Source organism: Virgisporangium aurantiacum (genome assembly GCF_016863635.1).
GTDB lineage: Bacteria > Actinomycetota > Actinomycetes > Mycobacteriales > Micromonosporaceae > Virgisporangium > Virgisporangium aurantiacum.
This window is the reverse complement of sequence record NZ_BOPG01000030.1, coordinates 1-20,135: the sequence shown is the minus strand read 5'-3', so window position 1 is coordinate 20,135 and position 20,135 is coordinate 1. Positions and strand designations below refer to the sequence as shown.

Below are 20,135 nucleotides of genomic sequence, written 5' to 3'. Positions count from 1 at the left end.
CGTTTTCGCGATTCGTCCAATGCATGTTGGACGCGGTCTCGATAGCCTTAGGCTATGGCCCTGCAGATCCCACCGCTGCGGTCGTTCGTGGCCGTCGCCGAACTGCGGCACTTCACCCAGGCGGCCGACCGCGTCGGTATCACCCAGCCGTCACTCAGCAAGCAGATCCACACCCTCGAAGCCGAACTCGGCACCACCCTGTTCGAACGGGGGAACGCCGTCACCCTCACCCCGGCCGGCGAGGTGCTGCTCCCGATCGCCACCCGCATCCTCGCCGACGTCGACAGCGCCCACCGCGAGGTGCAGAACCTCATCGGCCTGCGCCGCGGCCGCATCCGGCTCGGCGCAACGCCCAGCCTCTGCGTCTCACTCGTCCCGCCGCTGTTGCGCCGCTTCCACACCGACCACCCCGGCGTCGAACTCCACATCGAGGAGAGCGGCTCACAGGACCTCGTCCGCGACCTCGCCCGCGGCGCCCTCGACCTGGCCGTCGTCGTCCTGCCGAACGCCGGCCCCGATGTCGACGACGCCGGCCTGACCGCCGAGCCCCTGCTCCGCGAGAATCTCGTCGTCGCCTCCCTCGGCCCGTTGCCGGGCGTCGGAACCACCATCCGGATCGCCGACCTGGCCGACCACCCGCTGGTCATGTTCCGAACCGGATACGACCTGCGCGACGCGACCCTCGACGCCTGCCGCCAAGCCGGCTTCACCCCGACCTTCTCCGTCGAGGGCGGTGAGATGGACGCCGTCCTGAGCCTCGTCGAAGCCGGCCTCGGCGCCGCCGTCGTCCCCGGCATCGTCGTCGCCGGCCGACCCCGCCTCCACATCACCCCGTTCACCGCACCCGGCCTGCGACGCACGATCGCCCTCGCCCACCGCCGCGACCTCGCCCTCCCCCACAGCGCCCAAGCGCTACGGGACACACTCATCGCCCAACTCCACGGCGGCGGCCTACCGCCGGGCGTCGAAGCAATCACACAGCGGGATCAGTCGATCGCCCCCACCGACGACGACGGGACGGCCGGGCGGCCGTCCCGTCGGTGACCTCGCTACTGGCGGATCCGCGCTACTGGCGGATCTGCCAGACCTGCGCCGCTGCATGCCGCGCGTGGTGGTGCAGCTCAGATCTGCACCGCCGCACCGTTGAAGTTCCCGCCGTCGCGCACGTCCATGCACTGCTCCGGGAAGGCCTGGTTGATCAGGTTGTACCTGCCGCCGCCGACGGTGACCAGTGCGGTCGCCGTGGCGGCAAAGTGCCAGCACGATCCCCACGAACAGGCGCTTCATGTGTCCTCCCATCCCGATGAGCGGAACTGTCGACCGGGCGGTGACGGTCCATCCGGTGGGGTGGCGGCGGTCGTCGCCGGGACGCCCGTGAGGCGCGTACGCCAGGATTTCGTCATGCTGTCAGGTCCCTTCTTCCGGTTGGTCGGTCCGTCGGACGCTACGAGCGACACACAGCCGGCGACTGGGTGAAGTTGCCCATGTTGGTGCGCGGGACCGGGCGACCGGATAAGGGTGTGGGGTGGCGCTCGACCCTGCACGACATCGCCCGTGAGGCCGGCCGCGGGCTCGCCGACCCGATGGCCGAGGCAGCGCAGCGCCGGCTCCGGTAGCCTGCTGCCGTGTCCGCCGATGATCGCGCCCCACTCAACCTGCCGAGAGCACCTGCGCTGCGCCAGGTTGATCCTCACATCGGCGGAACCAACAAGCTGGCTGTAGCGTCGTTCATCTTCGCGATCATGGGCGGCGCGCTGGTGGCGATCATTGTCGGACACGTCGCACTGGTCCAGATCCGACGCTACGGGCAGGACGGCGCCGGGCTTGCGGTCACCGGCCTGGTCATCGGCTACCTCGGCTTGGCGTTCTGGCTGGTCATGATCGTCCTCATCCGGAACACCCCAGGCTGACCGGCGCTAGGCGGCGAGGTAGAACACGTTCTAGTTTCGTCGTACGATCGTCGGCATGTTCGCGTCGGACGCAGTGACCTGGAATGCCCCCACCGACCCCCACCCGGCCCGCACCGCCTCGCAGCGTTCCTACTCGGCTGTCGCGAACGGCGACCTTGCCGGGTGGCTGGCCGTGTACGCCGAGGACGCCGTGCTCGAGGATCCGGTCGGGCCGTCGATGTTCGACCCGGCGGGCGCCGGCCATCATGGGCACGAGGGCCTCACGGCGTTCTGGGAGAAGGCGATCGCCGCGGTCGCGAAGTTCGAGTTCACCATCACCGACTCCTTTGCCAACCCCGGCAGCAACAGCTGCGCCAACGTCGGCCGGATAAAAGCGATCTTCGACGACGGCAGCCACGCCACCACCGAGCTGATCATGGTGTACGTCGTCGACGATGACGGGCGGGTGACGTCGATGAAGGCGTTCTGGGAGCCCGCCCGGACGATGGCATCCTTCCACGCGGCGCACGGGTAGCTGCCGGCGTGACGCGTCAGTGGTCCCGGACGGGCCGCCGACGAGCCCGCCGCGCCGCGATGAACACCGCGATGGCGGGCGTCACCGCCAGGACAGCGGCCACGATGGCGAGACTGGCAACGCGACGGCGCTGGATCGAAGCGCGCATCTCCTCGTACGTGGCCCGCACCTCACGCTCGCCGCTGGCGGACACGCAGACATCGCCGGGGCCGACGATGACGCTGTTCCGCCCGGGATTGGGCTCGAAGCAGGCGATCCGGGTGGGCTTCAGCTCCCAGTTGACGATCTCCCAGTCGATGTCGTAACGATTGCCCGCCACGCACGCGTCACCACCGCCGCACTCGTACCGGGGCGGCAGCTCCCAGCCCTCGACGAAGACGACCGACGCGACCATCAGGCTCACGAGGATGGCAACGCACCACGTGATGACCTTGACCATGAGTTGCATGCTCACTCAGACCGCCTGGCACTCCGTCAGGTTCCCGCGTTGTCGACGGGTTGGCTCAGCCGGCCTCCTGGAGCATCCGCAGCTCGGTGCTCACGTCGTGCGCCGCGTGGAAGACGTCCGACAGCGGATGCCGGCCCTCACCGAGGTCGTCCTCCGGGGCCTGCACCGAGCGTCGGCCGTCGTAGGTCAGGGCCCGCAGCACGACGCCACCGGGCGGCGGGAGGGTGTCATCGGTCGCCGGCGGGAACTCGTCGAGATGCGCCTCGACGACCCGCAGCGCCACCCGGTTGGCCGCCGCGACCTGCGGGTGCTCGCCGCCGCCGATCATGCCGCCGCCGGTGCTGAAGTAGAGGCTGGTCGTGCCGTCGGCCAGCGCGACGAACGAGAAGCCACCCCGGTCGAGCGTGGTGTCCATCAGCAGGCCCCACACCCGCGGCAACTCGGGGGTCGCGCTCAGACCGGCCCGCGCAGGGTCGGTCTCCAGCACCTGGCGGCGCAGTCCGATGTAGACGTCGGCGGGTTGACTGTCGCGGCCGCGCCTGAATCTCTTGAACACGGCTCACATGGTGCCGCATCCCCGGCTCGCCGTGCGGTCCGGTCGCGGACGCAAGCGGTCCGTCGGTGCCCCACCTCAAGCTTCGCGATGAAGACTGTGACGCACTGATGCCGGCCGGAGGGCCCACTCCACCGTGACGGTAACGGCCAGTCGCTGCCGGCCCGGTTCGATCGGCACCGGTGAGTCCGCCCCGGTTCTGAGGTCCTGTCCACCCGAGCCCGCGTCGCCGGGGGTCGCCTCGCTCACCTTGATGACCCGAGCGAGCTGCCTGTTTGCCTCACGGGCATACTGTTCGGCCTTTGCTCGGGCGTCAGCGAAGGCCTTCTTGCGCGCTTCGGTGAGTAGTGCCGTGTCGTCCTCGATCGCCAGCCACACACCGTTCAGTCGCGCGGCGTCACCGCCTGCCGCGATGGCCTCGGAGATGAACTCCCCCGCCTGCGGCAGGTTCCGGATCGTCGCGGTGAGCCCTTCGCTGACGGTGTAGCCGGTAATTCTACCCTCGTCGTCGCGTTGCGGACTGACGTCGACGTTCGACGTCTGCAGGTCGGCTCTGGTCAGGCCGGCACGCACCAGCGCGTCCCGCATCCGGATGGCCGCGGTGTTGGCGCGGTTCAGGGCTTCGTCGACCGTGGACGCGTTGGTCTCCACCGCAAGGTTGGCGGTGAGCATGTCGGGCTCACCGAAGACTTCTCCCGTGCCGGTGACCAGCACGCTGTCCGCGGGTTGATCGGCGGATTCGGAACCCGCCGAGGCGGCCGCCGGATTACCGCCGAGCAGCGACGACGAGAGAACGACGAGGGTTGTCAGCGCGGCGACGAGTGCGGGCGTTGTGGTGCGAGGTCGGTACATTCTTCACCTTAGGGTCGTATTACCCCTATTCAAGCCGCAGATCCCGAGTTCAGCTTGCATCCCGGGCATCTCTGACCGTCAGGGTGAACGGCCGCAGCATGCCGAGCGTTGCCCAGCGATAGCGGCTACCGTGCCGGTAGCGGCGCGACTGGGCGGACGGCGGTGAACTGGGCCTGCTCATACCGGGTAACGGCGAGCAGTAACAGCCATTCGTCGCAGCTCTGCCACGGATAGACATCGGCCGCGCCGCCCCGTACCACTCTGGGCCCGGCGCCGGTGCGTGGGCGGGCGTCGGTGGGGGCGTCGACGAACCCGGGGATCCACACGTCGGCGCAGAGTTCGTTCGCCGAGCCCATCGCGGCCAGCCCGAACGCGTTCTCGGCGGCGGCCGTTCGCTGCTCGTCGCCGAAGTCGTCCAGCAGCTGGTCCTCGCCCGGCTTGCCGTTGCCGCGGAAGGTCAAGGTGCTGGTGCCGGCCCGGGCCGCGTACTCCCACTCGGCCTCGCTGGGCAGTCGGAACGGCAGGGCCGCGAATAGGTCGTCCAGATCATCCTCGAGCCGGGCCGGGCCGGATTCCGCGTCGGCGTAGTCGTCCTCGTACTCGGGCAGCCAATGTTGGACCTGCGCAACCGTCAACGGGTGCCGGGCCATCAGAAACGGCTCGACACTCACCTCACGGACGGGCTGGGCGTTTCCCGCCTCGGCGAAGAACGGCGCGAGAGTGTCCTCGACTCCTCCGCTGCGCTCGATGGCGCGTACCGCCGCCAACTCCGCCTCGGACAGACCCATGTGAAAGGTCCCGCCCGGCACCTGTCGAAACACCACCCCGGACGCGACGTGCCGCCAAGCGGGCCGCCCGGCGAGGATCTCCTCGGACCACATGAAGCCGAACGTTAACAGCCTGGCGTTCGCTTCCAGCACCGCATCGACGGCCGAAGCGGTCGCGACGATCCTCGCCGGCTGACTCTGATACGCGGACGTCCACAAAAGGACCCAACGAATCAACCGACACCGATCCCCCGTCTCCTCGTGGTCGTCGCCCGGCGAGGCGACCGATCCGAGGAGGACAGATGACGATGAGAGCCCGGACGATCGGGTTGGCAGTGATCGCCACGATGGCGGCGGTGCTGGGCCTGGCAGCACCCGCGTTGACCACGGCAGCTTTCGCGGCGGCGGCGTCCACAGGCGCACCCAACGGCGACCTTCACACGTTCAGGAATACGGCGACCGGCCGGTGTCTCGACAGCGGCAACGACGGCAGCGTCTACACGCTGGGCTGCAACGCGGGGTGGTACCAGCTGTGGCGTGACAACGTGGGCGGACTCAGCAACTTCCAGACCAGAAAATGCCTGGACCCGGACGTCGGCGGCACCGTGTTCGCCCTGGTCTGTAACCGATGGGATGGCCAATACTATGAGTATGTCCGCATCGGAAATCTGCCCGATCTGAACCCCGAGTACAGCGGGATCTTCACGCTGAAGCCGTTGCAGGGCCTGAAGAAGGGCATGTGCCTCGACAGCAACGGAAACGGGAACGTGTACATGGCCACCTGCAACAACGGCATGTACCAGCAGTGGGCGGTGACGTTCGTAGCATGAAGACGCGACTGGCATAAGTTCAGGCACCAGATGACCGGCTGGTGCCTCGACAGCAACTGGGAAGGGCGGGTGTCCCCTTGCACCCGCCCGACTTCTCCTACCACCCGAGCAGAGCCGTGGCACACCACCTGCTGAACACCTATGCCGCCAGGGGCGAGCCGCCCACAACCGGCGAGCTCGTCGTGTCTCTTGTCATTGTTTCGCTGCTGACCCTCTGGTCGGTCGTCATCCTCGCGAATGTGGGTGGCTTCCGTGACGGGTTCGTCCGGCGGGTGCTGACGCAGCGCTCGATGTTCTCTCCGGATCGCGCATCTGTGCTCACGCCGGAGCGGACAAAGTCGGCGACGAGGTCGCTGATTTTCGTTGTCACCGTTGTTCTGCTCGGTGAGATCTTCTTCCTCGGTGGGCTGCTGACGGAGTTTATGTGACGGTTCAGCCCTGGGCCGTGAACGACCACGCCGCCCCGACCGGCCCGGGTGGACCTGGCCAGGTCGCCTTCGGTCTCGTCGTGGTGTTGCTCATTACCTTTCAGACGGTGGCGGTACTGGCAAATCTGGGCGGCTACCGAGACCGATTGGTCCGGCGCATCGTGACGCGCGGCTCGATGTTCGTTCCGAACAGCGGAGCCGCCCCCACGCCAGAACGCACGAAATCGACGGCGAGGCTCCTGATTGTCGTCACGGCCATGATGCTGCCCGTCTTGCTGTTCTTCAGCGTTGCCTTCCTCGCCGAACTGTTGTAGGGACCCGAACGCGGATCAGGTGACCATCGGTCATCGCTGCCCTGTCGTTGCTGGCCGGCGCTGGTCAAGGTACCGGCTCGTGACGCCGGCGAGGTCGACGATGACGCGATATTCTCGGCGTGCAGGGACGCGATCATGGTGGCCGCGGTGGGGGCGGATGGTAGTGGCCGGCGATATGGGTACGCGCAAGGCGCGGAACGTTCTGTTCAACCGGTATGTCAATCCAGTGATGCTGGAGTTCGGGTTTCTGCGTGACCGCAGGATCTACCGCCGCTTCAACGGGTTGGGCGACTGCGTACTCGTCGAGTTTCAAATCTCACAGGGGATCGGCGGCGACGCGTACTGCTTCTACGTGGTCCTGACTGTCGTGCCACGCCCGTGGATGGAGTGGTATGCCGCCCAGGGCCTGCCGGTCGATTTCGACAGGCCGACCCAGGCGCATGGCATGGAGGAGCGCCTCGACGTGCCGAATCCCGTGGCGTCGACGCGACCTGATCTGTGGGTCGTCGATACTGTCGAATCGGCGCACATTGTGGGGGTCGAACTTGCTGTGGCGCTCCGCCCCTGGTTGCGGGAGTTGGTAGGAATTCTCGACCGCGAGGTGTTCGTCGAGCGGCTCCGGGAGCGCGACGACTACCCGTTCGGCAGTCGTAGCGGCCGGGACTCCGTTCTCGCCATGTTCCTGTCCGACCGGGGAATGAGCGACGAGCTGGAAGCGATCCTCAACAAGGACGAGGAAGAGTTCCGCACCCGGGCAGTGGCCACCGACGAGGAAGAGCTGGCGACAGCTGCGGGGTCACCGTTCGCGAAATGGATCCGTGAACGCGCCGCACGAGCGACGTGACCCGCGATTCGGGCCCGCGGTCAGGGATTTGCCAGCCGGCACCAGGAACTTGCCAGCCGGATCAGGGACTTTGCCAGCTGGTTAACATTGACTCGTTTCAGTTGCCTCCGTAGCTTCTTGGTTGTAGGCACAGGCTTCTATTTGCCGCTGCTGCTACGGGGGAATTGCGGATGGCATCCATCCGATTGTGTCGACTCTGACCTGTGATCGACACACGCACACTTTCGTGGCAACGCTGCACGGTCCTCTGCTGCGCATATTAGCTTGCGGCACCAGACCGTCGATGCTGCTTGCCCACACGTCAATCTTGATCGGCAATTCACCGCCGATAATCGCCCGCACCAAAGAAAGGGAGGGAGCTACGTGAAGATCCGACTGGGGTCCAACCTGCGGAGGACGTCTCTCGTGCTCGGGGCGGCGGTGGCGGCTTTGACGCTCGCCGCCAACCCGGCTGCTGCGGCGGTCAACGACGACTTCCACGCGTCGACCACCGATGGCTGCGGGGTGGTCAACTTCATCGACTACGGCCCGGGTGCCCCGGCTGGCGGCGACAACGACGACTACCTCGTCATCCACGACTACTGCTCCGATGGGCTCCTCCCTGACGGCTTGCTCAGGCGACCGGTTCCAGACTGGTGGACGTGTACGGGGCCGCCTCCGCTCGGGCGAGCTTGACGCGTAGGTCCTCGACGAGTGCCGCCTCGGTGCCCGCCTGCAGGGGGCCTTCGACGACCACGTGGATGTCGCTATGACGTTCCACGTAACGCACGATTACCCCGTCAACGCGGATGCGGTGGACCGACCACTCCTCGTCGACGTCGGGAATCGTCTCGTGCGGCACGGGTGGCCGGTATCGGGCGTTCCACGCCGCCAGGTCCGCGTCCAGGCCCAGCTTCGCCCGGTACTCGGCAGCCTCGGCCCGCGACCGGGTGCTGTCGCGGGTGCTGTGGTAGGCGAGTTGCGACAACTCCCACAGCTTGCTGCGGCCGACTTCCCGGGCGACGCGGTACTGGCGCCAGCGCCGGTCGGTGGTGCGGGTCCACAACAGCCGGTCGAGATCGAGCTCGTAATCGTCGACATTGTCACGAAACTGGCCCTGGCCGGCCACCGTCACCTCGACCTGCCCGCCGGTGACCCGCAGGGTGCGACCGTCGGCGCCGAGCACCGCGGTGTGGTGCGACAACCATCCCGGGTCCTCGCCCCCAGCCTCGAGCGCCGCAAACGACAGCGTGCGCACGTCGAACCGCAGCAACTGCGCGTGTGCCCCACGTGCGTCGGCGTAGCCCACATTGCCGAGGACATAGACGTGATCGCCGGCCAGGGTGGCGCTGTGGAAGTCGGTCGGTGGGAAGACATCGGGCGGGTATCCGAAGATGTCGACGGTGCCGTCCGGCGCGGTGACGATCACGTCGTTGTAGATGAAGAAGTCGGGGTCGTAGAAGTCTTCGTGCTCACCGGCGATCGAGAGCACCCGTCCGTCGGGAAGCGTGATGACGCACTGGCCATAACGGTCGTTGCACCAGCCCGGGCTCCAGCCGGACCACGACTCCGGTAACTGACCGAAGTGACGGCTCGCCTGGTAGGCGTTCACCTCCGGCTGGCGCGCCAGCCACACCCACACCGGATTGGTCATACGCTCCGGGTTGCGACTACCGCGACGCGCCGCGCGCCACGCCGCGAACAACTCAAGCGTCACCTCCGGCGGCGGCGCGTACTCCGCACCGAGCCGCCAGGGTTCCGCTGCCTCACTCACGCCGCCATGGTATGCGCCGTGCTGCACGGGTAGCCTCCGAGGTCGATTCCTCCCGCGGGCAGCGCGCACGCGGTCCCCCAAGACCTTGTGGCGAGAACAGGACACCGGCCCGGATACGTTGGCGCACCCGACCGCTGGTGCGGCCGCGAGATCAGGCTGGCTGGGCCGGCTCGGGCGGGCCGGGCGGCATGATCCGGGTCAGGTCCGTGCGCTCGGCCGGGGAGAGCGGGAGGTCGAGGGCCGCGAGCGCCGGCGCCAACTGGCCCGGCCGGCGGGGGCCGACCACGACCACGCTGACCGCCGGGTCGCTGAGCACCCAGGCGAGCGCGAGCGTGGGCAGCGCCACCCCGCGGTCGGTCGCCTGCTGCCGCAGCGCGTCGAGGGCCGCGAAGGTGGCGTCGTTGACCAGGTGCTCGTACGGGTCCGGGCGCAGCGCCATCCGCGAGTCCCTGGGGTACGGCTCGCCGGAGGCGCGGTAGCGCCCAGCGAGCCAGCCGCCGGCGAGTGGGCTGTACGCCGTGAAGGACAGCCCTTCCCGGGTAGCCGCAGCGAGCGCCTCGGCCGCAGGCTCCAGCAGGCTGTATCCGGACTGGAGGTTGACCGGGCGGGCCACCCCGGTCCGGTCCGCCGCCGCGACCGCATCGGCCACCTGCGCGCCGGTGTAGTTGCTCAGCCCGCTGTACCGGATCTTGCCTGCCGAAGCGAGTTCGTCGAACGCGCCGAGGGTCTCCTCGATCGGCACCTGCGGATCGGGCGCGTGCGCCAGGTACAGGTCGATCCGGTCGGTGCCGAGCCGCCGCAGGCTGGCCTCGACCTGGGTACGGATGTGGTGCGCTGAAAGCCCTTCGCCCTCGGGGCCCGGCCCCACCCGGTTGCGTACCTTCGTGCTGAGCACCACGCTGTCGCGTGTGCCGCGGCTGGCCAGCCAGCGGCCGATCCACTCCTCAGATCGGCCGCCGCCGTACGTGTTGGCCGTGTCGAACAGCGTGATGCCATGCTCGCGGGCGGCGTCCATCAGTGCGAACGCTGCCGCCTCGTCCTCGCCCCGGCCGAACAGTTCGGGCACCGAACCGATGCCGCCGAAGTTGCCGCACCCCAGCGCCACCGTCGAGACGTCCAGATCGGTGCCCGCCAGGCGTACATACCGCATGATTGCTTCGTACCCGGCGGCGACCCATCACCGCAAGAAAGCGCTACGACCAGACGCTGATTTGTTGTGTGACAATAATCCACAATGCTGGATGTGTTCAACGCAGGAAAGGAAGTCGCCGATGGGCGGTCAACAGTTGCCCCGAAGCCGATCCTTCCACCGACCTTCGCGGCCATTCAGGTATCTCGTTGCCTTGCTTGCCGCTCTGGCGGTGCTTGCCGTACCGGCTGTCGCATGGGCCGCGAGTGGCTTCACCGAGCAGGTCGCCTCCGCCCGCTGGTCGACATCATTCCAGTGCCCGGATGGCACCACGGCCGCCGACGGCCGCCTGATCGTGGAGACGGACAACTTCATCGAGGCGGGCACGACACCCGCGCCCAATCCGCCCCTCAGGGTCGGGTTCGTCGGGCAGTGCCCGGACGGAACCTTCAGTTGGGGCCTCGTACAGCCGGCGCCGACGCAGTTCAAGCGGAACCTCACGAGGGTGAGGGTCAGCGGCACGTTCGCAAACGTGCGAGACAACCGTGGCGGGTTGCACACGGTTTCGGTCGACGCCTGCTGGACCGGGACCGGACCAGTGGTGACCACCGTCAATGGGCCTGGGTCGAAGCGCAAGGAACGCTCGGCGACCGCAACCGCGACGATCGTCTTCGACGGCAACACGCTCGTCGACGGTGCCGCGAACTTCCCGTTCCCCGCGCCGTTCATCCGAATCGACATCGAGAAGTAAGGCCCGGCTATGGGTGGGGCGCGGACGTCCGTCAGTCGATGACGGCGATCGCGTCGACCTCGATCAGGTAGCCGGGTGCGGCCAGGGTCTGTACGCCGAGAAGGGTGTCGGTCGGCTTGTGGTCGCCGAACAGGGTCATCCGGGCGGCTTCGATGACCGGCAGGTACTCCGGGCGGTGATCGACGACGTAGATACCGATCCTGGTGACCTGGTCCGGGCGGGCACCTGCGGCCGCCAGCGCCCGGCCCAGATTGGCGAACACCCGCCGGGCCTGTGCCGCCAGGTCGCCGGAATGGACGAGGTTGCCGTCCGCGTCGTCGGACATCTGCCCCGCGATGAAGACCAACCGGCCGGCGGTCGCCACGACCACGTGGCTGTACGTCCGCGGAACATCCAGGTCTTCGGGCTGGACGATCTCCAGAGCCATCGGTGCGATCTCCCTCCAGGTACGCGTGAACACGTCATCATTCACGAGATCGGCGCGCCGCGAAGGCCGGGACGGGTCGCGGTTGGATCCCCGAACGCCGGCTACTGACCGTCAACGTCGAGCCGGCCCAGTGCCGTGCGGAGGAACGCGTCCCGCCGTTGCCCGAGAAGGCCGGCGTCCAGGTCTGGTCTGCCCTGGTCGTGGAGCGCGGGAACGCAGAACGCCATGTCGGCCAGGGTGCCTAACGCCGCAACGACGTCCCAGTAGGCGACCTGTTCCGCCCGTCGGCCGGCAGCGCGCTGCCAGCCCTCCAGCACCTGCTCGGCGGCCGGTAGCCCGAACATCAGGGCCGCGTCGAAGCGTGCCCCGCTCAGGTCGATCCCCGGCGATCCGGCCCCGGCGCAGTCCCAATCGACCACACCGGTGCAGCGGTCACCGGACCACAGGGTGTTCCCGAACCACAGGTCACCATGCACGAAGACCGTCGGGCCGGCGGGCATGGGAAGCTGCTGCAGGCGTTGTTCCGCAGCCGTCAGCAGGGCGGTGGTGCCCTTTTCCCGGCGTTGGGCGGCGAAGTCCACGTTTGCGATCGAGCGGGTCCGCAGCGGCAGCGCGGCCCGAGGCGTCAACGGGATCGCCTGCAGCGCGGCGGCGGTGGCCCCCAGGCCCTGCAGCCGCTCGGCGGAGGCGACCGATGGGATCCGGCTGTGCCCGGGCAGGACGGTACTCAGCACAGCCAGGACGCCCGCTGCGGCACCGTCGAGATCGGTGGCGATCAGCCTGGCCACGGGCAGGTGGTGGTCGCCGGCAACTCGCAGTGCCGCGACCTCGGTGGCGAACCGATGGCAATGGTCGGGATCAGCGGGGTCCCCGAGTCGCAGCACGGCTGCCTCGACCCGACCGGCCGGTTCGAACCTCAACGACCACGGATTGGCTCCCTCTCGCAAGCCAGTGACGGCGGCCACTCGAGCGCCGCCGCCCACCGCGTCGGTCACCCAGCGGAGAACCTGTTCGGACAGCCCTTGCACCGTAGTAACACCTCCGCGCCTGGATGCCGAGGGACCCACGATGCCACGAGCACCGCTGACGAGGTCGCACGCCGGGCCGTGAGGTCGGCATACGTCCCGTCGAAGATTTAGCTGCTACAGGAAACCTTCATGTCCGGCATCCGGGAGTGGCGGAGCGTCCCCATCCACCACTCGCAGACGACGCTGACGGTGCCGACGCCGGACTTGAGGGGAGACCACCAACAGCCCAAGGCGTTACAGGACTTGATCTCCAGAGCCATTGCCAATGGCTGCAACTCGTCGGTGTGCGTGCAGGATCTGAAGTAGCCGCCGATGGCGGTCTGCCCGTACTTGTCGAGGCTGGCCTCGATCCAACAGGTCGGCCCGGCAGCCGCCGGGCCGGAGATCGGGACGACGATCGCCGCGGCCATGGCGACGAGCACCGCGAGCCGGGTCAGAAGCTTCATTCGCTCTCCTCGTGGTGAGGTGCTGACAACACGAGCCAGGAGAGCAGAACCTGCACACCGTGCTCCATACGGAGTTCTACGTACCGACCCGGCTGCGATCTCGCACGGCGGTTCAGGTAGGCGCAAGGTCAGACGCACTACCCGCGGATCAAGATCCGCACGGTGTGCCAGAACAGCGTCCTACCGGCCGGACAGTTCGGCGACGAGCGGGGCGAACGCGTCGGCGGCGTTGGCGCCGAAGGCGAAGTAGGACACGCCGGTCTCGTCGCGTCGGCGGCGCGCTCGTCGGCGGCCGCGGAAGGGTCGGCCGGGAGGTAGGCGAGGGAATCGGCTGCGCGCAGCGCAGCGGTGTCGGTCTGCGGGGGCGCCATGAACGGGGAGACGGTGTTGCCGACCACCGGGATGTGCATCGAGAGCTCGACGTCGCGGCTGGTGTGGAACTCGTGTATCCGCTGCTCCACGGCGGCTCGCGGCTCGTCCTCGATTCCGGGTCGGCCGGCCCCGATCCCCATCTCGAAGCGACCCTGCGTAAGCACCGTCAGCGAGTGCGCTTCCCAGGCGGTCAGCCACGGCGCGCGCAACGGGGCGGCGTAGACCCAGGTGCCGACTCGCACGTCGGCGACCGTCGCCGCGACAGCGAGCGCGACGGCAGGGGACGGCTGCAGCTGCGGGAAGTCGGGCATGAGGACCGTCGAGTAGCCATGATCGGCGATGCGGCGCACCTGCCCGCGCCAGGTCGCCAGGTCGGACAGGAACGGGGCTACGATGCCGAAGCGAAATGGTCGGGTCGGCCCGGAAGTCGTGTCGGTCACGTGCTTCTCCCTGCGTGCGGCCCGGTCTTGTCCGGGCCTCTACGTCTGCTACGAACGAGGCCGGCCGATTCCGACACCGCGGCATCGGCAATTTCGGCTCTCTTGACCGCCAACCTGCTGCTTTACTATGTTACTAGTAAAGCAGCAAGGGGCTACCGTGTTCGTCTTCCGGCTCGACACCCACTCCGGCGTGCCGCCGTACCTGCAACTCGTCCAGCAGGTCCGCCAGGCGGTGCTGCTGGGCTTTCTCCAACCCGGTGACCGCCTCCCGCTCATCCGCGAGGTCGTCGAGAACCTGGCGATCAATCCGAACACCGTCGCCAAGGCGTACCGGCAGATGGAGCAGGAGAACCTGGTCACCGGCCGGCCCGGCCAGGGCACGTTCGTCAATGAACAGCTGTCGGCATCGATGTCGGCATCGACGTACACGTCGCTGCGCCGCGGCCTGACGACCTGGCTGCGCCGCGCCTACGCGGCCGGCCTCGACGAGCAGGCCGTCAACGCGCTGTTTACTTCCGTCCACCAGCAGACCAGGAATGAGGACGTGGCGTGACAGCGACCGAGTTCGCGCTGCGCACCGACGGTGTGGGCAAGCGGTACCGGAAGGGCTGGGCGCTGCGCGACTGCACCCTGGCCCTGCCGGCGGGCGGCGTGATCGCCCTGGTCGGGCCGAACGGCGCGGGCAAGACCACGCTGCTGCGCCTGGTCGTCGGGTTGCTGGCACCGAGCACCGGCACGGTGGAGGTCCTCGGCCACGACGTCACCGCCAGCACCCCGCAAACGCTGTCCCGGGTCGGGTTCCTGGCCCAGGACCACCCGCTGTATAAGCGCTTCACCGTCGCCGAGATGCTCCGCTTCGGCCGGGCCTGCAACCTGCGGTTCGACCAGGGGCTGGCCGAGCGCCGGCTGGCGAAGCTGGGCATCCCGCTCGACCGCAGGGCCGGTACGCTCTCCGGCGGGCAGCAGGCCCAGGTCGCGTTGGCTCTGGCCCTGGCGAAGCGGCCGGACCTGCTCGTCCTCGACGAGCCGGTGGCCAGCCTCGACCCGTTGGCCCGGCACGAGTTCCTGCAGGTCCTCATGGGCGCGGTGGCCGAGGGCGGGGTGACCGTCCTGTTCTCCTCCCACGTCGTGCACGAGCTGGAGCGCGTCTGCGACCACCTGGTCGTGCTCAACCACGGCCGGGTCACGCTCACCGGTGACATCGACACCCTCCTCGCCGAGCACCGGCTGCTCGTCGGCCCGCGCACGGCCACCGACCTCGACCGGGCCGGCACTGTCGTGGAGGCCGTCCACAGCGATCGGCACACGACCCTGCTGGTACGCGACGGGGCGATCCCGGCCGCACCTGGGTGGCAGGCCCAGCCGGTCGCGCTGGAGGACCTGGTGCTGGCGTATCTGCGCCGGTCGTCCGAGCCGAGCGCCGCGGTGACGTCGGGGGTGGCGGCATGACGTGGTTGATCTGGCGCCAGCACCGGACCGAGGTCTGCGTCCTGGGTCTGCTTGTCGGCATGTTCGGCATTGCCCTGCTCGTGCTCGGGACGCAGGCCCACGACCTGTTCCCCGGCGGTCCCGCCCGGTGTGCGGGAGAGGCGGGTATCAACGAGGCCTGCGCGGCCTCCTTCCGCCGGCTCGACGAGGAGTACGGGTACGTCGAGAACCTCCTGGCGGGCTTCTATCTGGTCCCCGTCGTCATCGGTGCGTTCCTCGGTGCGCCGCTGCTCGCGCGCGAACTGGAGGACGGCACCTGGCAGCTCGCCTGGACGCAGGCCGTGCCGCGGATGCGCTGGCTGGCGGCCAAGCTCGCGGCACTGGCCGGCGTCACCGTCGCGCTCACCGGGATGTTCACCGCGGTGCTCACCTGGTTCCGTCAGCCATTCGACGCGTGGGAAGGGCGGTTCCAGTACGACGCCTTCGACCTGGAGGGATTTGTTCCGGTGGCGTACGCGCTGTTCGCGTTCGGCGTCGCTACGGCCGCCGGGGCGATCCTGCGGCGCAGCCTGCCCGCGTTCGGCGTCGCGTTGGGGGCGTTCCTCGCCGCCCGGATGCCGGTGGCGCTGTTGGCCCGTCCCGCGTACGCCACCCCGCTCACCACCATGGAGCCGGTCCCTGTCGGCGGCTCGAACGGCCAGGCGGGGCACCGGCCCGTGCACAGCTTCGCTGACTGGATCATCGAACACGGCTACGCAGACGCCACCGGGCGCAGGCTGAGCTCGACCGAGTACTACGAGCTGGAGGACGCCGCCAACCGGGCCGGCACCAACCTCAACCAGTTCCTGCACGCGCGGGGCATCCAGGAGTTCAGGGTCTACCACCCGGCCGACCGGTTCTGGACGTTCCAGCTCATCGAGGCGGCCCTGTTCATCGCCGCCGCGGCGGTCCTGATCGGTGTGGTGGTGTGGCGGGTACGGCGCCGCATGATCTAGCACCCTGACCACAAACGTTCACGGTGACGCCGGTCGGCAGGTGGCGCTGCCCGCAGACGCGCCACCGGCGGTCAGCGGTTCAAGACCATTTGATCTCACCGGCACGGTCGACGAAACGCCCGGAGGAGTGTCCTGGTCCTTCGGTGGCAAGGCCGACGATGGCGTCGGTGCCTTCGGTGACGGTTTGCGGGCCGGTATTGCCGTTGAGATCGGTCGCTGTGTAACCCGGGTCGGCCGCGTTGATGCGGATGCCGGTCAGCGCCTTGGCGTACTGGGTCGTCAGCATGGTCAGCGCCGCTTTGGAGGACGTGTAGGCGGGGGCGATCACCGTGGACTCGGCTCGCGACAGATCGTGCGTGGCGGCGAGAGATCCCATCGAGCTGCTGACGTTGATGATGACCGGGTCGGCCGAGCGTCGCAGAAGCGGGAGGAACGCCGTGGTGGTTCGCACCACGCCGACGAGATTGACGTCCAGAACGTTCAGGATGTCGGCACCCGTCAAGCCGCTCGGGTCACCGTGCGGGCCGTGAACACCGGCATTGTTGATCAACACGTCGATGGCACTCTCGTGCTGCTCGACGTCGGCGGCCGCCGCCGCGACCGACTCGTCGTCGGTGACGTCGATCCGGACGAAGCGGGCACCAAGCTCGGCGGCCGCCGCGGTGCCGGCCTTCGCATCGCGAGCGCCGAGCAGCACGGTGTGGCCGTGCTCAACGAGGCGACGGGCGGTCTCGTAGCCAAGGCCCTTGTTGGCCCCGGTAATGAAGGTGATCGTCATGCGTCCATCGTTTGCCCGCGCCGCGACGTGCGCCAGGGAAGGCACGACCGTAGGAAAACGGCTACCACCCCGGGCGCCGGGCAGCGAGCGACAATCGGTCTCATGACCACTCACCGGACGGAGTTCGGGGCCACGATGCGCGCCTGGCGCGACCGGCTTACGCCGACAGCAGTAGGACTGCCGAGTGGCCACTCGCGCCGCGCCAAAGGGCTGCGCCGGGAGGAACTCGCCGAACTCGCCGGGATCTCGGTCGACTACATCGTCCGTCTGGAGCAGGGACGGTTCACCACACCCTCGGCGCAGGTGGTCGCCGCGCTCGCCCGGGCGCTGCAACTCGGCAACACCGAACGGGATCATATGTACCGGCTGGCAGGGCTTGTCCCTCCCGCCGACGGGGAGATCTCCGACCACATCCCGCCGGGCATCCATCGCGTACTGAACCGCCTTGGCGACGCGGCTGTCGCGGTCTTCGCCGCCGATTGGCAGCTGATCTGGTGGAACCGCGGCTGGTCGGCGCTGCTCGGCGATCCGTCGTCAACGCCGCGGGAGCATCGCAACTTCGCTCGCGACAGCTTCCCGATCGATGGCGACGGGCCGCGCTTGTCGCACTGGCCCGTGACCTCGTCCGCTCGCGACACGGTTGACGCCGCCATCGTGTCCGACCTGCGCCGCGCGACCGGACGCTTCCCGAACAACGGCCGGTTGACCACCCTGATCCGGGTACTCACCGCGGGCAACCAGCGCTTCGCCGAGTTGTGGGCCGGCGGTGCGGTCGGCACACACCGCGAAGACCACAAGATCGTCGAGCACCCGACGGTCGGGCCGATCGAGGTGGACTGTGACGTCTTGACCGACGGCGACGCCGAACTCAAGATCGTGATCCTCACCGCGGCCCCCGATACCGAAGACGAGACCAAACTGCGGCTGGCCTTCCTGTCCGGTGTCCCCGCCCCCTCGGGTGGGTCGCACGGAGTGTGACGGTCGTACCGCCGACCGCGCACGACTGGCGGCGTGGCGGGCGTTGGATCGGGCGGGCTTCGCTGTTACATACGGACGCCGACCGCGGCGGTGCTCAGATCCGTGAGATCGATCCGGTACCAGGTGGATCGGATGAAGGCGTGCAGCCCTCGCCTCGGGCGGTGTACCGCAGTCCGCGGGTCTCCATGCCGTCGGGAAGCACAACTCGGCATTGCGCACTCAGCTGAGGTTGGTCGTCTCGGCTGATCCGCAGCATGGTCGCCACGTCGTACTCCGCGCCCGAGCGCCCCATCAGGGCGAGATCCGGGCCGCGTCGCAGAAGATGGTGGGCGGACCTGTATGGGGACGGCCCCCAGTCGGTCACCTGGCTACGGGTAGCGGAGAGGATATGAAAATCGGTGTAGGGACAGAAGTATGCGGTTTCTCCGGCGACGTTGAGCGCGTAGCAGTCCGAGATGTAGGGCAGCCCGGCGTTCCACGGGTAGAGCCAATCGACGGTCAGGTCGCTGTTGAAGCGGGCGAGGCCGTGGCCTTCCGGGCCGCTTCCGCCCATCGCCTCGTCGAAGTAACTGGCCCACACCTTGCCGGACGGGGTGGTCAACAGATCCTCGATGGCGTCACCGAGGTGGCCCCGGTGCTGTAGATCGCCACCGCCCGTCCACACCTCGCCGTTGGCTTCCCCAGGCCGGGCCCGGGCACCTGCCAGGAGCACGCGCCCCTCCGGCAGCGGCTGCACGAAGGTCACCCGCAGGTCGGTTTCGACATCGACGGCACCGACGACACGGCGCCTGCCCGGAACGTGCCAGGTCACCTGTTTGCGATTGACGCCATCACGGAGCAGCCACACGGCCACGGCGGTGCCCTCCGGACCTACGCCAACCGCTTCAGGCCCCGGCATCGTCTTCCCTGGACTCGCCGAGCTCACAAAACCGTGGCGTTGCAGCGGCGCGACCGGCAGCTTCAGAACCTCCAATCGCCGCAGGAGGTTGGCCCGATCACGCTCCACATAATCATCCATCTTCATCGCAAGCATCATCCTGGCATCGCGAGCCACGCCGATGCGGGCGCCACCCGCGCGACCGCCCCCATCAGCGTTGAAATCGGAATGCCACCGTGCGACTCTGTCGGGCGTCATCGATGGCGACTGCGGCGGGGAGCAATGAACGGTCAGCCCGATTCGCGTGCTTGGCAGCCATCAGATCCCGGCTCGCAACAGGGTCAACGCGGTTCCGACGACGACCGGCGAACGCTGTTCCGGGACCGCTTGTACGAGGCGCACACCGGCTCGATCGTGGTCACCCGTGACGGCATCCAGGCGGCGTTCGCCGAACAGTTCCGGCAATCCTACGAACTGCGCTGCGACCGGCTGAACATCGTCCCGTCCGACCAGGGGTCGGTCGGGTTCGAGGCCGACTGACCAAAGACCACATCTCGGGTGGCGTTGTTGAGTACCGCCAATCCCATGGTCTGGTTGCCGCCGTCGCCAGGGTCGTCATCCCACTGAGCTTCAGCTACCCGATGGGGACGGGATGCTCGGCTGCGGGTTCGTCGGACTGTTCGGCTTCTTCTGGCCGATGACGATCGTGATCGTCGCGTTCTTGAAGGCGACGGAGTCGGGTCTCGGATTCTGGCTGATGACCCTGCCGATGTCATCGTCGTCGGCGGCCTGCGGGACGATCCGCAACTTGGCCGGATCGAACCCGTCGCTCTTGAGCGCGTCCTTCGCCTCACTCTCGGTCTTGCCGCTGAGATCGGGCACCGTGTGCTGGTTGTTCTTCGAGATGTTGACGGTGACCGTTGAATTGGGGGCGACCGCCGCCCCGGCACCGGGCGAGGTACCGACGACCGTATCTTTCGCCTCCGCACTATCGACGGGGTTGAAGCTTGGCTTCAGGCCCGCTCCGGTCACCAGCTTCTCGGCGTCGGCCCTGGACTTGCCGAGGAGATCGGGCACCGGGACCTTGTCGGGAGCCGAACACACCCGGAACGTGACCATCGAGCCCTCGGCGACCTTGGCGTTCGCCGCCGGGTCCTGACTGATGATCTTGTTCAGGTTCGCCTGTGGGCACCCGCCGGCGGACTCCTGCGTCCCGGTGAGACCCTCCGCGCTCAGCGCCTGCGTCGCGTCGGCCGGTGTCTTGCCGGCGAGG

The 20,135-nt window shown here is 68.3% G+C and carries 27 protein-coding genes; 14 read left to right on the top strand and 13 right to left on the bottom strand.

The features are described 5' to 3' along the window. Positions 1-54 precede the first annotated feature (54 nt). The 3 genes from Vau01_RS23635 (at position 55) to Vau01_RS23625 (ending at position 2,424) form a co-directional block, all read left to right on the top strand. Positions 55-1,044: a LysR family transcriptional regulator gene (locus Vau01_RS23635; protein ID WP_203996420.1), complete on the top strand. Its 990-nt coding sequence runs from the start codon at positions 55-57 to the stop codon at positions 1,042-1,044. A 581-nt stretch (positions 1,045-1,625) separates the two neighbouring features. Then, on the top strand, positions 1,626-1,910 hold the full coding sequence (locus Vau01_RS23630; RefSeq protein WP_203996418.1) for a DUF4190 domain-containing protein: 285 nt from the start codon (positions 1,626-1,628) through the stop codon (positions 1,908-1,910). Positions 1,911-1,965: 55 nt separating this feature from the next. Beyond that, the gene (locus Vau01_RS23625) at positions 1,966-2,424 is read left to right on the top strand and encodes a nuclear transport factor 2 family protein (protein ID WP_203996416.1); all 459 of its coding nucleotides are present in this window, start codon (positions 1,966-1,968) and stop codon (positions 2,422-2,424) included. Positions 2,425-2,440: 16 nt separating this feature from the next. Here Vau01_RS23625 and Vau01_RS23620 read toward each other — a convergent pair whose 3' ends face one another. From Vau01_RS23620 to Vau01_RS23605, 4 genes are all read right to left on the bottom strand, one after another. After that, complete coding sequence (locus tag Vau01_RS23620; RefSeq protein ID WP_203996414.1) at positions 2,441-2,863, bottom strand: hypothetical protein; 423 nt, start codon at positions 2,861-2,863, stop codon at positions 2,441-2,443. A gap of 64 nt (positions 2,864-2,927) precedes the next feature. Beyond that, on the bottom strand, positions 2,928-3,428 hold the full coding sequence (locus Vau01_RS23615; protein WP_203996413.1) for a hypothetical protein: 501 nt from the start codon (positions 3,426-3,428) through the stop codon (positions 2,928-2,930). Positions 3,429-3,503: 75 nt separating this feature from the next. Further along, positions 3,504-4,277, bottom strand: a complete 774-nt coding sequence (locus Vau01_RS23610; protein ID WP_203996411.1) for an SIMPL domain-containing protein — start codon at positions 4,275-4,277, stop codon at positions 3,504-3,506. Between the two features lie 125 nt (positions 4,278-4,402). Next, a complete protein-coding gene (locus Vau01_RS23605) occupies positions 4,403-5,158 on the bottom strand; it encodes a formylglycine-generating enzyme family protein (protein WP_203996578.1) in 756 nt (251 codons plus the stop codon). 188 nt (positions 5,159-5,346) lie between these two features. Here Vau01_RS23605 and Vau01_RS23600 point away from each other — a divergent pair, with 188 nt between their 5' ends. The 5 genes from Vau01_RS23600 to Vau01_RS23580 all read left to right on the top strand — a co-directional run bounded on the left by Vau01_RS23600 (position 5,347) and on the right by Vau01_RS23580 (position 8,135). Next, complete coding sequence (locus tag Vau01_RS23600) at positions 5,347-5,874, top strand: RICIN domain-containing protein (RefSeq protein ID WP_203996404.1); 528 nt, start codon at positions 5,347-5,349, stop codon at positions 5,872-5,874. A 116-nt stretch (positions 5,875-5,990) separates the two neighbouring features. Continuing rightward, the gene (locus tag Vau01_RS23595) at positions 5,991-6,302 is read left to right on the top strand and encodes a hypothetical protein (RefSeq protein ID WP_203996402.1); all 312 of its coding nucleotides are present in this window, start codon (positions 5,991-5,993) and stop codon (positions 6,300-6,302) included. After that, positions 6,299-6,616 (top strand): hypothetical protein, encoded by a 318-nt coding sequence (locus Vau01_RS23590; protein WP_203996401.1) that lies wholly within the window; start codon positions 6,299-6,301, stop codon positions 6,614-6,616. The genes Vau01_RS23595 and Vau01_RS23590 overlap by 4 nt, the downstream gene beginning before the upstream one ends. A gap of 157 nt (positions 6,617-6,773) precedes the next feature. After that, positions 6,774-7,460 (top strand): DUF4304 domain-containing protein, encoded by a 687-nt coding sequence (locus Vau01_RS23585; RefSeq protein WP_203996400.1) that lies wholly within the window; start codon positions 6,774-6,776, stop codon positions 7,458-7,460. A 363-nt stretch (positions 7,461-7,823) separates the two neighbouring features. Beyond that, positions 7,824-8,135, top strand: a complete 312-nt coding sequence (locus Vau01_RS23580) for a hypothetical protein (RefSeq protein ID WP_203996399.1) — start codon at positions 7,824-7,826, stop codon at positions 8,133-8,135. On the opposite strand, the gene Vau01_RS23575 is transcribed toward Vau01_RS23580, so the two are convergent. After that, positions 8,074-9,213: a Kelch repeat-containing protein gene (locus Vau01_RS23575; protein ID WP_203996398.1), complete on the bottom strand. Its 1,140-nt coding sequence runs from the start codon at positions 9,211-9,213 to the stop codon at positions 8,074-8,076. The two genes, Vau01_RS23580 and Vau01_RS23575, sit on opposite strands and share 62 nt — an antisense overlap. A gap of 151 nt (positions 9,214-9,364) precedes the next feature. Continuing rightward, positions 9,365-10,363: an aldo/keto reductase gene (locus tag Vau01_RS23570; protein ID WP_203996397.1), complete on the bottom strand. Its 999-nt coding sequence runs from the start codon at positions 10,361-10,363 to the stop codon at positions 9,365-9,367. 121 nt (positions 10,364-10,484) lie between these two features. Here Vau01_RS23570 and Vau01_RS23565 point away from each other — a divergent pair, with 121 nt between their 5' ends. Beyond that, positions 10,485-11,093 (top strand): S41 family peptidase, encoded by a 609-nt coding sequence (locus tag Vau01_RS23565; protein ID WP_203996392.1) that lies wholly within the window; start codon positions 10,485-10,487, stop codon positions 11,091-11,093. Positions 11,094-11,124: 31 nt separating this feature from the next. Here Vau01_RS23565 and Vau01_RS23560 read toward each other — a convergent pair whose 3' ends face one another. The 4 genes from Vau01_RS23560 to Vau01_RS23545 all read right to left on the bottom strand — a co-directional run bounded on the left by Vau01_RS23560 (position 11,125) and on the right by Vau01_RS23545 (position 13,806). Beyond that, complete coding sequence (locus Vau01_RS23560) at positions 11,125-11,520, bottom strand: RidA family protein (protein ID WP_203996391.1); 396 nt, start codon at positions 11,518-11,520, stop codon at positions 11,125-11,127. Between the two features lie 101 nt (positions 11,521-11,621). Further along, positions 11,622-12,440 carry an aminoglycoside phosphotransferase family protein gene (locus Vau01_RS23555; RefSeq protein ID WP_203996390.1) on the bottom strand — a complete coding sequence of 273 codons (819 nt, stop codon included), beginning with the start codon at positions 12,438-12,440 and terminating at the stop codon, positions 11,622-11,624. 215 nt (positions 12,441-12,655) lie between these two features. Next, positions 12,656-12,994, bottom strand: coding sequence for a hypothetical protein (locus tag Vau01_RS23550; protein ID WP_203996389.1), 339 nt, complete (start codon positions 12,992-12,994; stop codon positions 12,656-12,658). Positions 12,995-13,131: 137 nt separating this feature from the next. Then, positions 13,132-13,806, bottom strand: a complete 675-nt coding sequence (locus tag Vau01_RS23545; RefSeq protein WP_203996387.1) for an LLM class flavin-dependent oxidoreductase — start codon at positions 13,804-13,806, stop codon at positions 13,132-13,134. Positions 13,807-13,963: 157 nt separating this feature from the next. Between Vau01_RS23545 and Vau01_RS23540 the strand changes: the two genes are divergently transcribed. The 3 genes from Vau01_RS23540 to Vau01_RS23530 are packed head-to-tail and all read left to right on the top strand — an operon-like array spanning position 13,964 to position 16,229. Further along, positions 13,964-14,359: a GntR family transcriptional regulator gene (locus tag Vau01_RS23540; RefSeq protein WP_203996385.1), complete on the top strand. Its 396-nt coding sequence runs from the start codon at positions 13,964-13,966 to the stop codon at positions 14,357-14,359. Then, on the top strand, positions 14,356-15,255 hold the full coding sequence (locus Vau01_RS23535) for an ABC transporter ATP-binding protein (protein ID WP_203996384.1): 900 nt from the start codon (positions 14,356-14,358) through the stop codon (positions 15,253-15,255). The genes Vau01_RS23540 and Vau01_RS23535 overlap by 4 nt, the downstream gene beginning before the upstream one ends. Further along, on the top strand, positions 15,252-16,229 hold the full coding sequence (locus Vau01_RS23530; RefSeq protein ID WP_203996379.1) for an ABC-2 membrane transporter-related protein: 978 nt from the start codon (positions 15,252-15,254) through the stop codon (positions 16,227-16,229). The genes Vau01_RS23535 and Vau01_RS23530 overlap by 4 nt, the downstream gene beginning before the upstream one ends. Positions 16,230-16,308: 79 nt before the next feature. Here Vau01_RS23530 and Vau01_RS23525 read toward each other — a convergent pair whose 3' ends face one another. Beyond that, entirely contained in the window at positions 16,309-17,007 is a 699-nt protein-coding gene (locus tag Vau01_RS23525) for an SDR family NAD(P)-dependent oxidoreductase (RefSeq protein WP_203996375.1), read from the bottom strand. A gap of 102 nt (positions 17,008-17,109) precedes the next feature. Between Vau01_RS23525 and Vau01_RS23520 the strand changes: the two genes are divergently transcribed. Next, positions 17,110-17,985, top strand: coding sequence for a helix-turn-helix domain-containing protein (locus tag Vau01_RS23520; protein WP_203996577.1), 876 nt, complete (start codon positions 17,110-17,112; stop codon positions 17,983-17,985). A 94-nt stretch (positions 17,986-18,079) separates the two neighbouring features. Here the strand turns inward: Vau01_RS23520 and Vau01_RS23515 are convergent, their stop codons facing one another. Continuing rightward, entirely contained in the window at positions 18,080-19,009 is a 930-nt protein-coding gene (locus Vau01_RS23515; protein WP_203996372.1) for a hypothetical protein, read from the bottom strand. A 240-nt stretch (positions 19,010-19,249) separates the two neighbouring features. Between Vau01_RS23515 and Vau01_RS23510 the strand changes: the two genes are divergently transcribed. After that, entirely contained in the window at positions 19,250-19,402 is a 153-nt protein-coding gene (locus tag Vau01_RS23510; RefSeq protein WP_203996370.1) for a hypothetical protein, read from the top strand. Positions 19,403-19,492: 90 nt separating this feature from the next. Here Vau01_RS23510 and Vau01_RS23505 read toward each other — a convergent pair. Next, the coding region (locus Vau01_RS23505) for a PASTA domain-containing protein (protein ID WP_203996368.1) at positions 19,493-20,135 on the bottom strand (643 nt) is incomplete at its 5' end.

What these genes read in the sequence shown, in the direction of transcription:
- Vau01_RS23565 (WP_203996392.1), top strand. Translation starts at nt 10,485, where the DNA reads ATGGGCGGTCAACAGTTGCCCCGAAGCCGATCCTTCCACCGACCTTCG.
- Vau01_RS23610 (WP_203996411.1), bottom strand. Translation starts at nt 4,277, where the DNA reads ATGTACCGACCTCGCACCACAACGCCCGCACTCGTCGCCGCGCTGACA.
- Vau01_RS23525 (WP_203996375.1), bottom strand. Translation starts at nt 17,007, where the DNA reads ATGACGATCACCTTCATTACCGGGGCCAACAAGGGCCTTGGCTACGAG.
- Vau01_RS23635 (WP_203996420.1), top strand. Translation starts at nt 55, where the DNA reads ATGGCCCTGCAGATCCCACCGCTGCGGTCGTTCGTGGCCGTCGCCGAA.
- Vau01_RS23605 (WP_203996578.1), bottom strand. Translation starts at nt 5,158, where the DNA reads ATGTGGTCCGAGGAGATCCTCGCCGGGCGGCCCGCTTGGCGGCACGTC.
- Vau01_RS23515 (WP_203996372.1), bottom strand. Translation starts at nt 19,009, where the DNA reads ATGAAGATGGATGATTATGTGGAGCGTGATCGGGCCAACCTCCTGCGG.
- Vau01_RS23585 (WP_203996400.1), top strand. Translation starts at nt 6,774, where the DNA reads ATGGTAGTGGCCGGCGATATGGGTACGCGCAAGGCGCGGAACGTTCTG.
- Vau01_RS23560 (WP_203996391.1), bottom strand. Translation starts at nt 11,520, where the DNA reads ATGGCTCTGGAGATCGTCCAGCCCGAAGACCTGGATGTTCCGCGGACG.
- Vau01_RS23600 (WP_203996404.1), top strand. Translation starts at nt 5,347, where the DNA reads ATGACGATGAGAGCCCGGACGATCGGGTTGGCAGTGATCGCCACGATG.
- Vau01_RS23570 (WP_203996397.1), bottom strand. Translation starts at nt 10,363, where the DNA reads ATGCGGTATGTACGCCTGGCGGGCACCGATCTGGACGTCTCGACGGTG.
- Vau01_RS23520 (WP_203996577.1), top strand. Translation starts at nt 17,110, where the DNA reads ATGACCACTCACCGGACGGAGTTCGGGGCCACGATGCGCGCCTGGCGC.
- Vau01_RS23625 (WP_203996416.1), top strand. Translation starts at nt 1,966, where the DNA reads ATGTTCGCGTCGGACGCAGTGACCTGGAATGCCCCCACCGACCCCCAC.
- Vau01_RS23620 (WP_203996414.1), bottom strand. Translation starts at nt 2,863, where the DNA reads ATGGTCAAGGTCATCACGTGGTGCGTTGCCATCCTCGTGAGCCTGATG.
- Vau01_RS23530 (WP_203996379.1), top strand. Translation starts at nt 15,252, where the DNA reads ATGACGTGGTTGATCTGGCGCCAGCACCGGACCGAGGTCTGCGTCCTG.
- Vau01_RS23550 (WP_203996389.1), bottom strand. Translation starts at nt 12,994, where the DNA reads ATGAAGCTTCTGACCCGGCTCGCGGTGCTCGTCGCCATGGCCGCGGCG.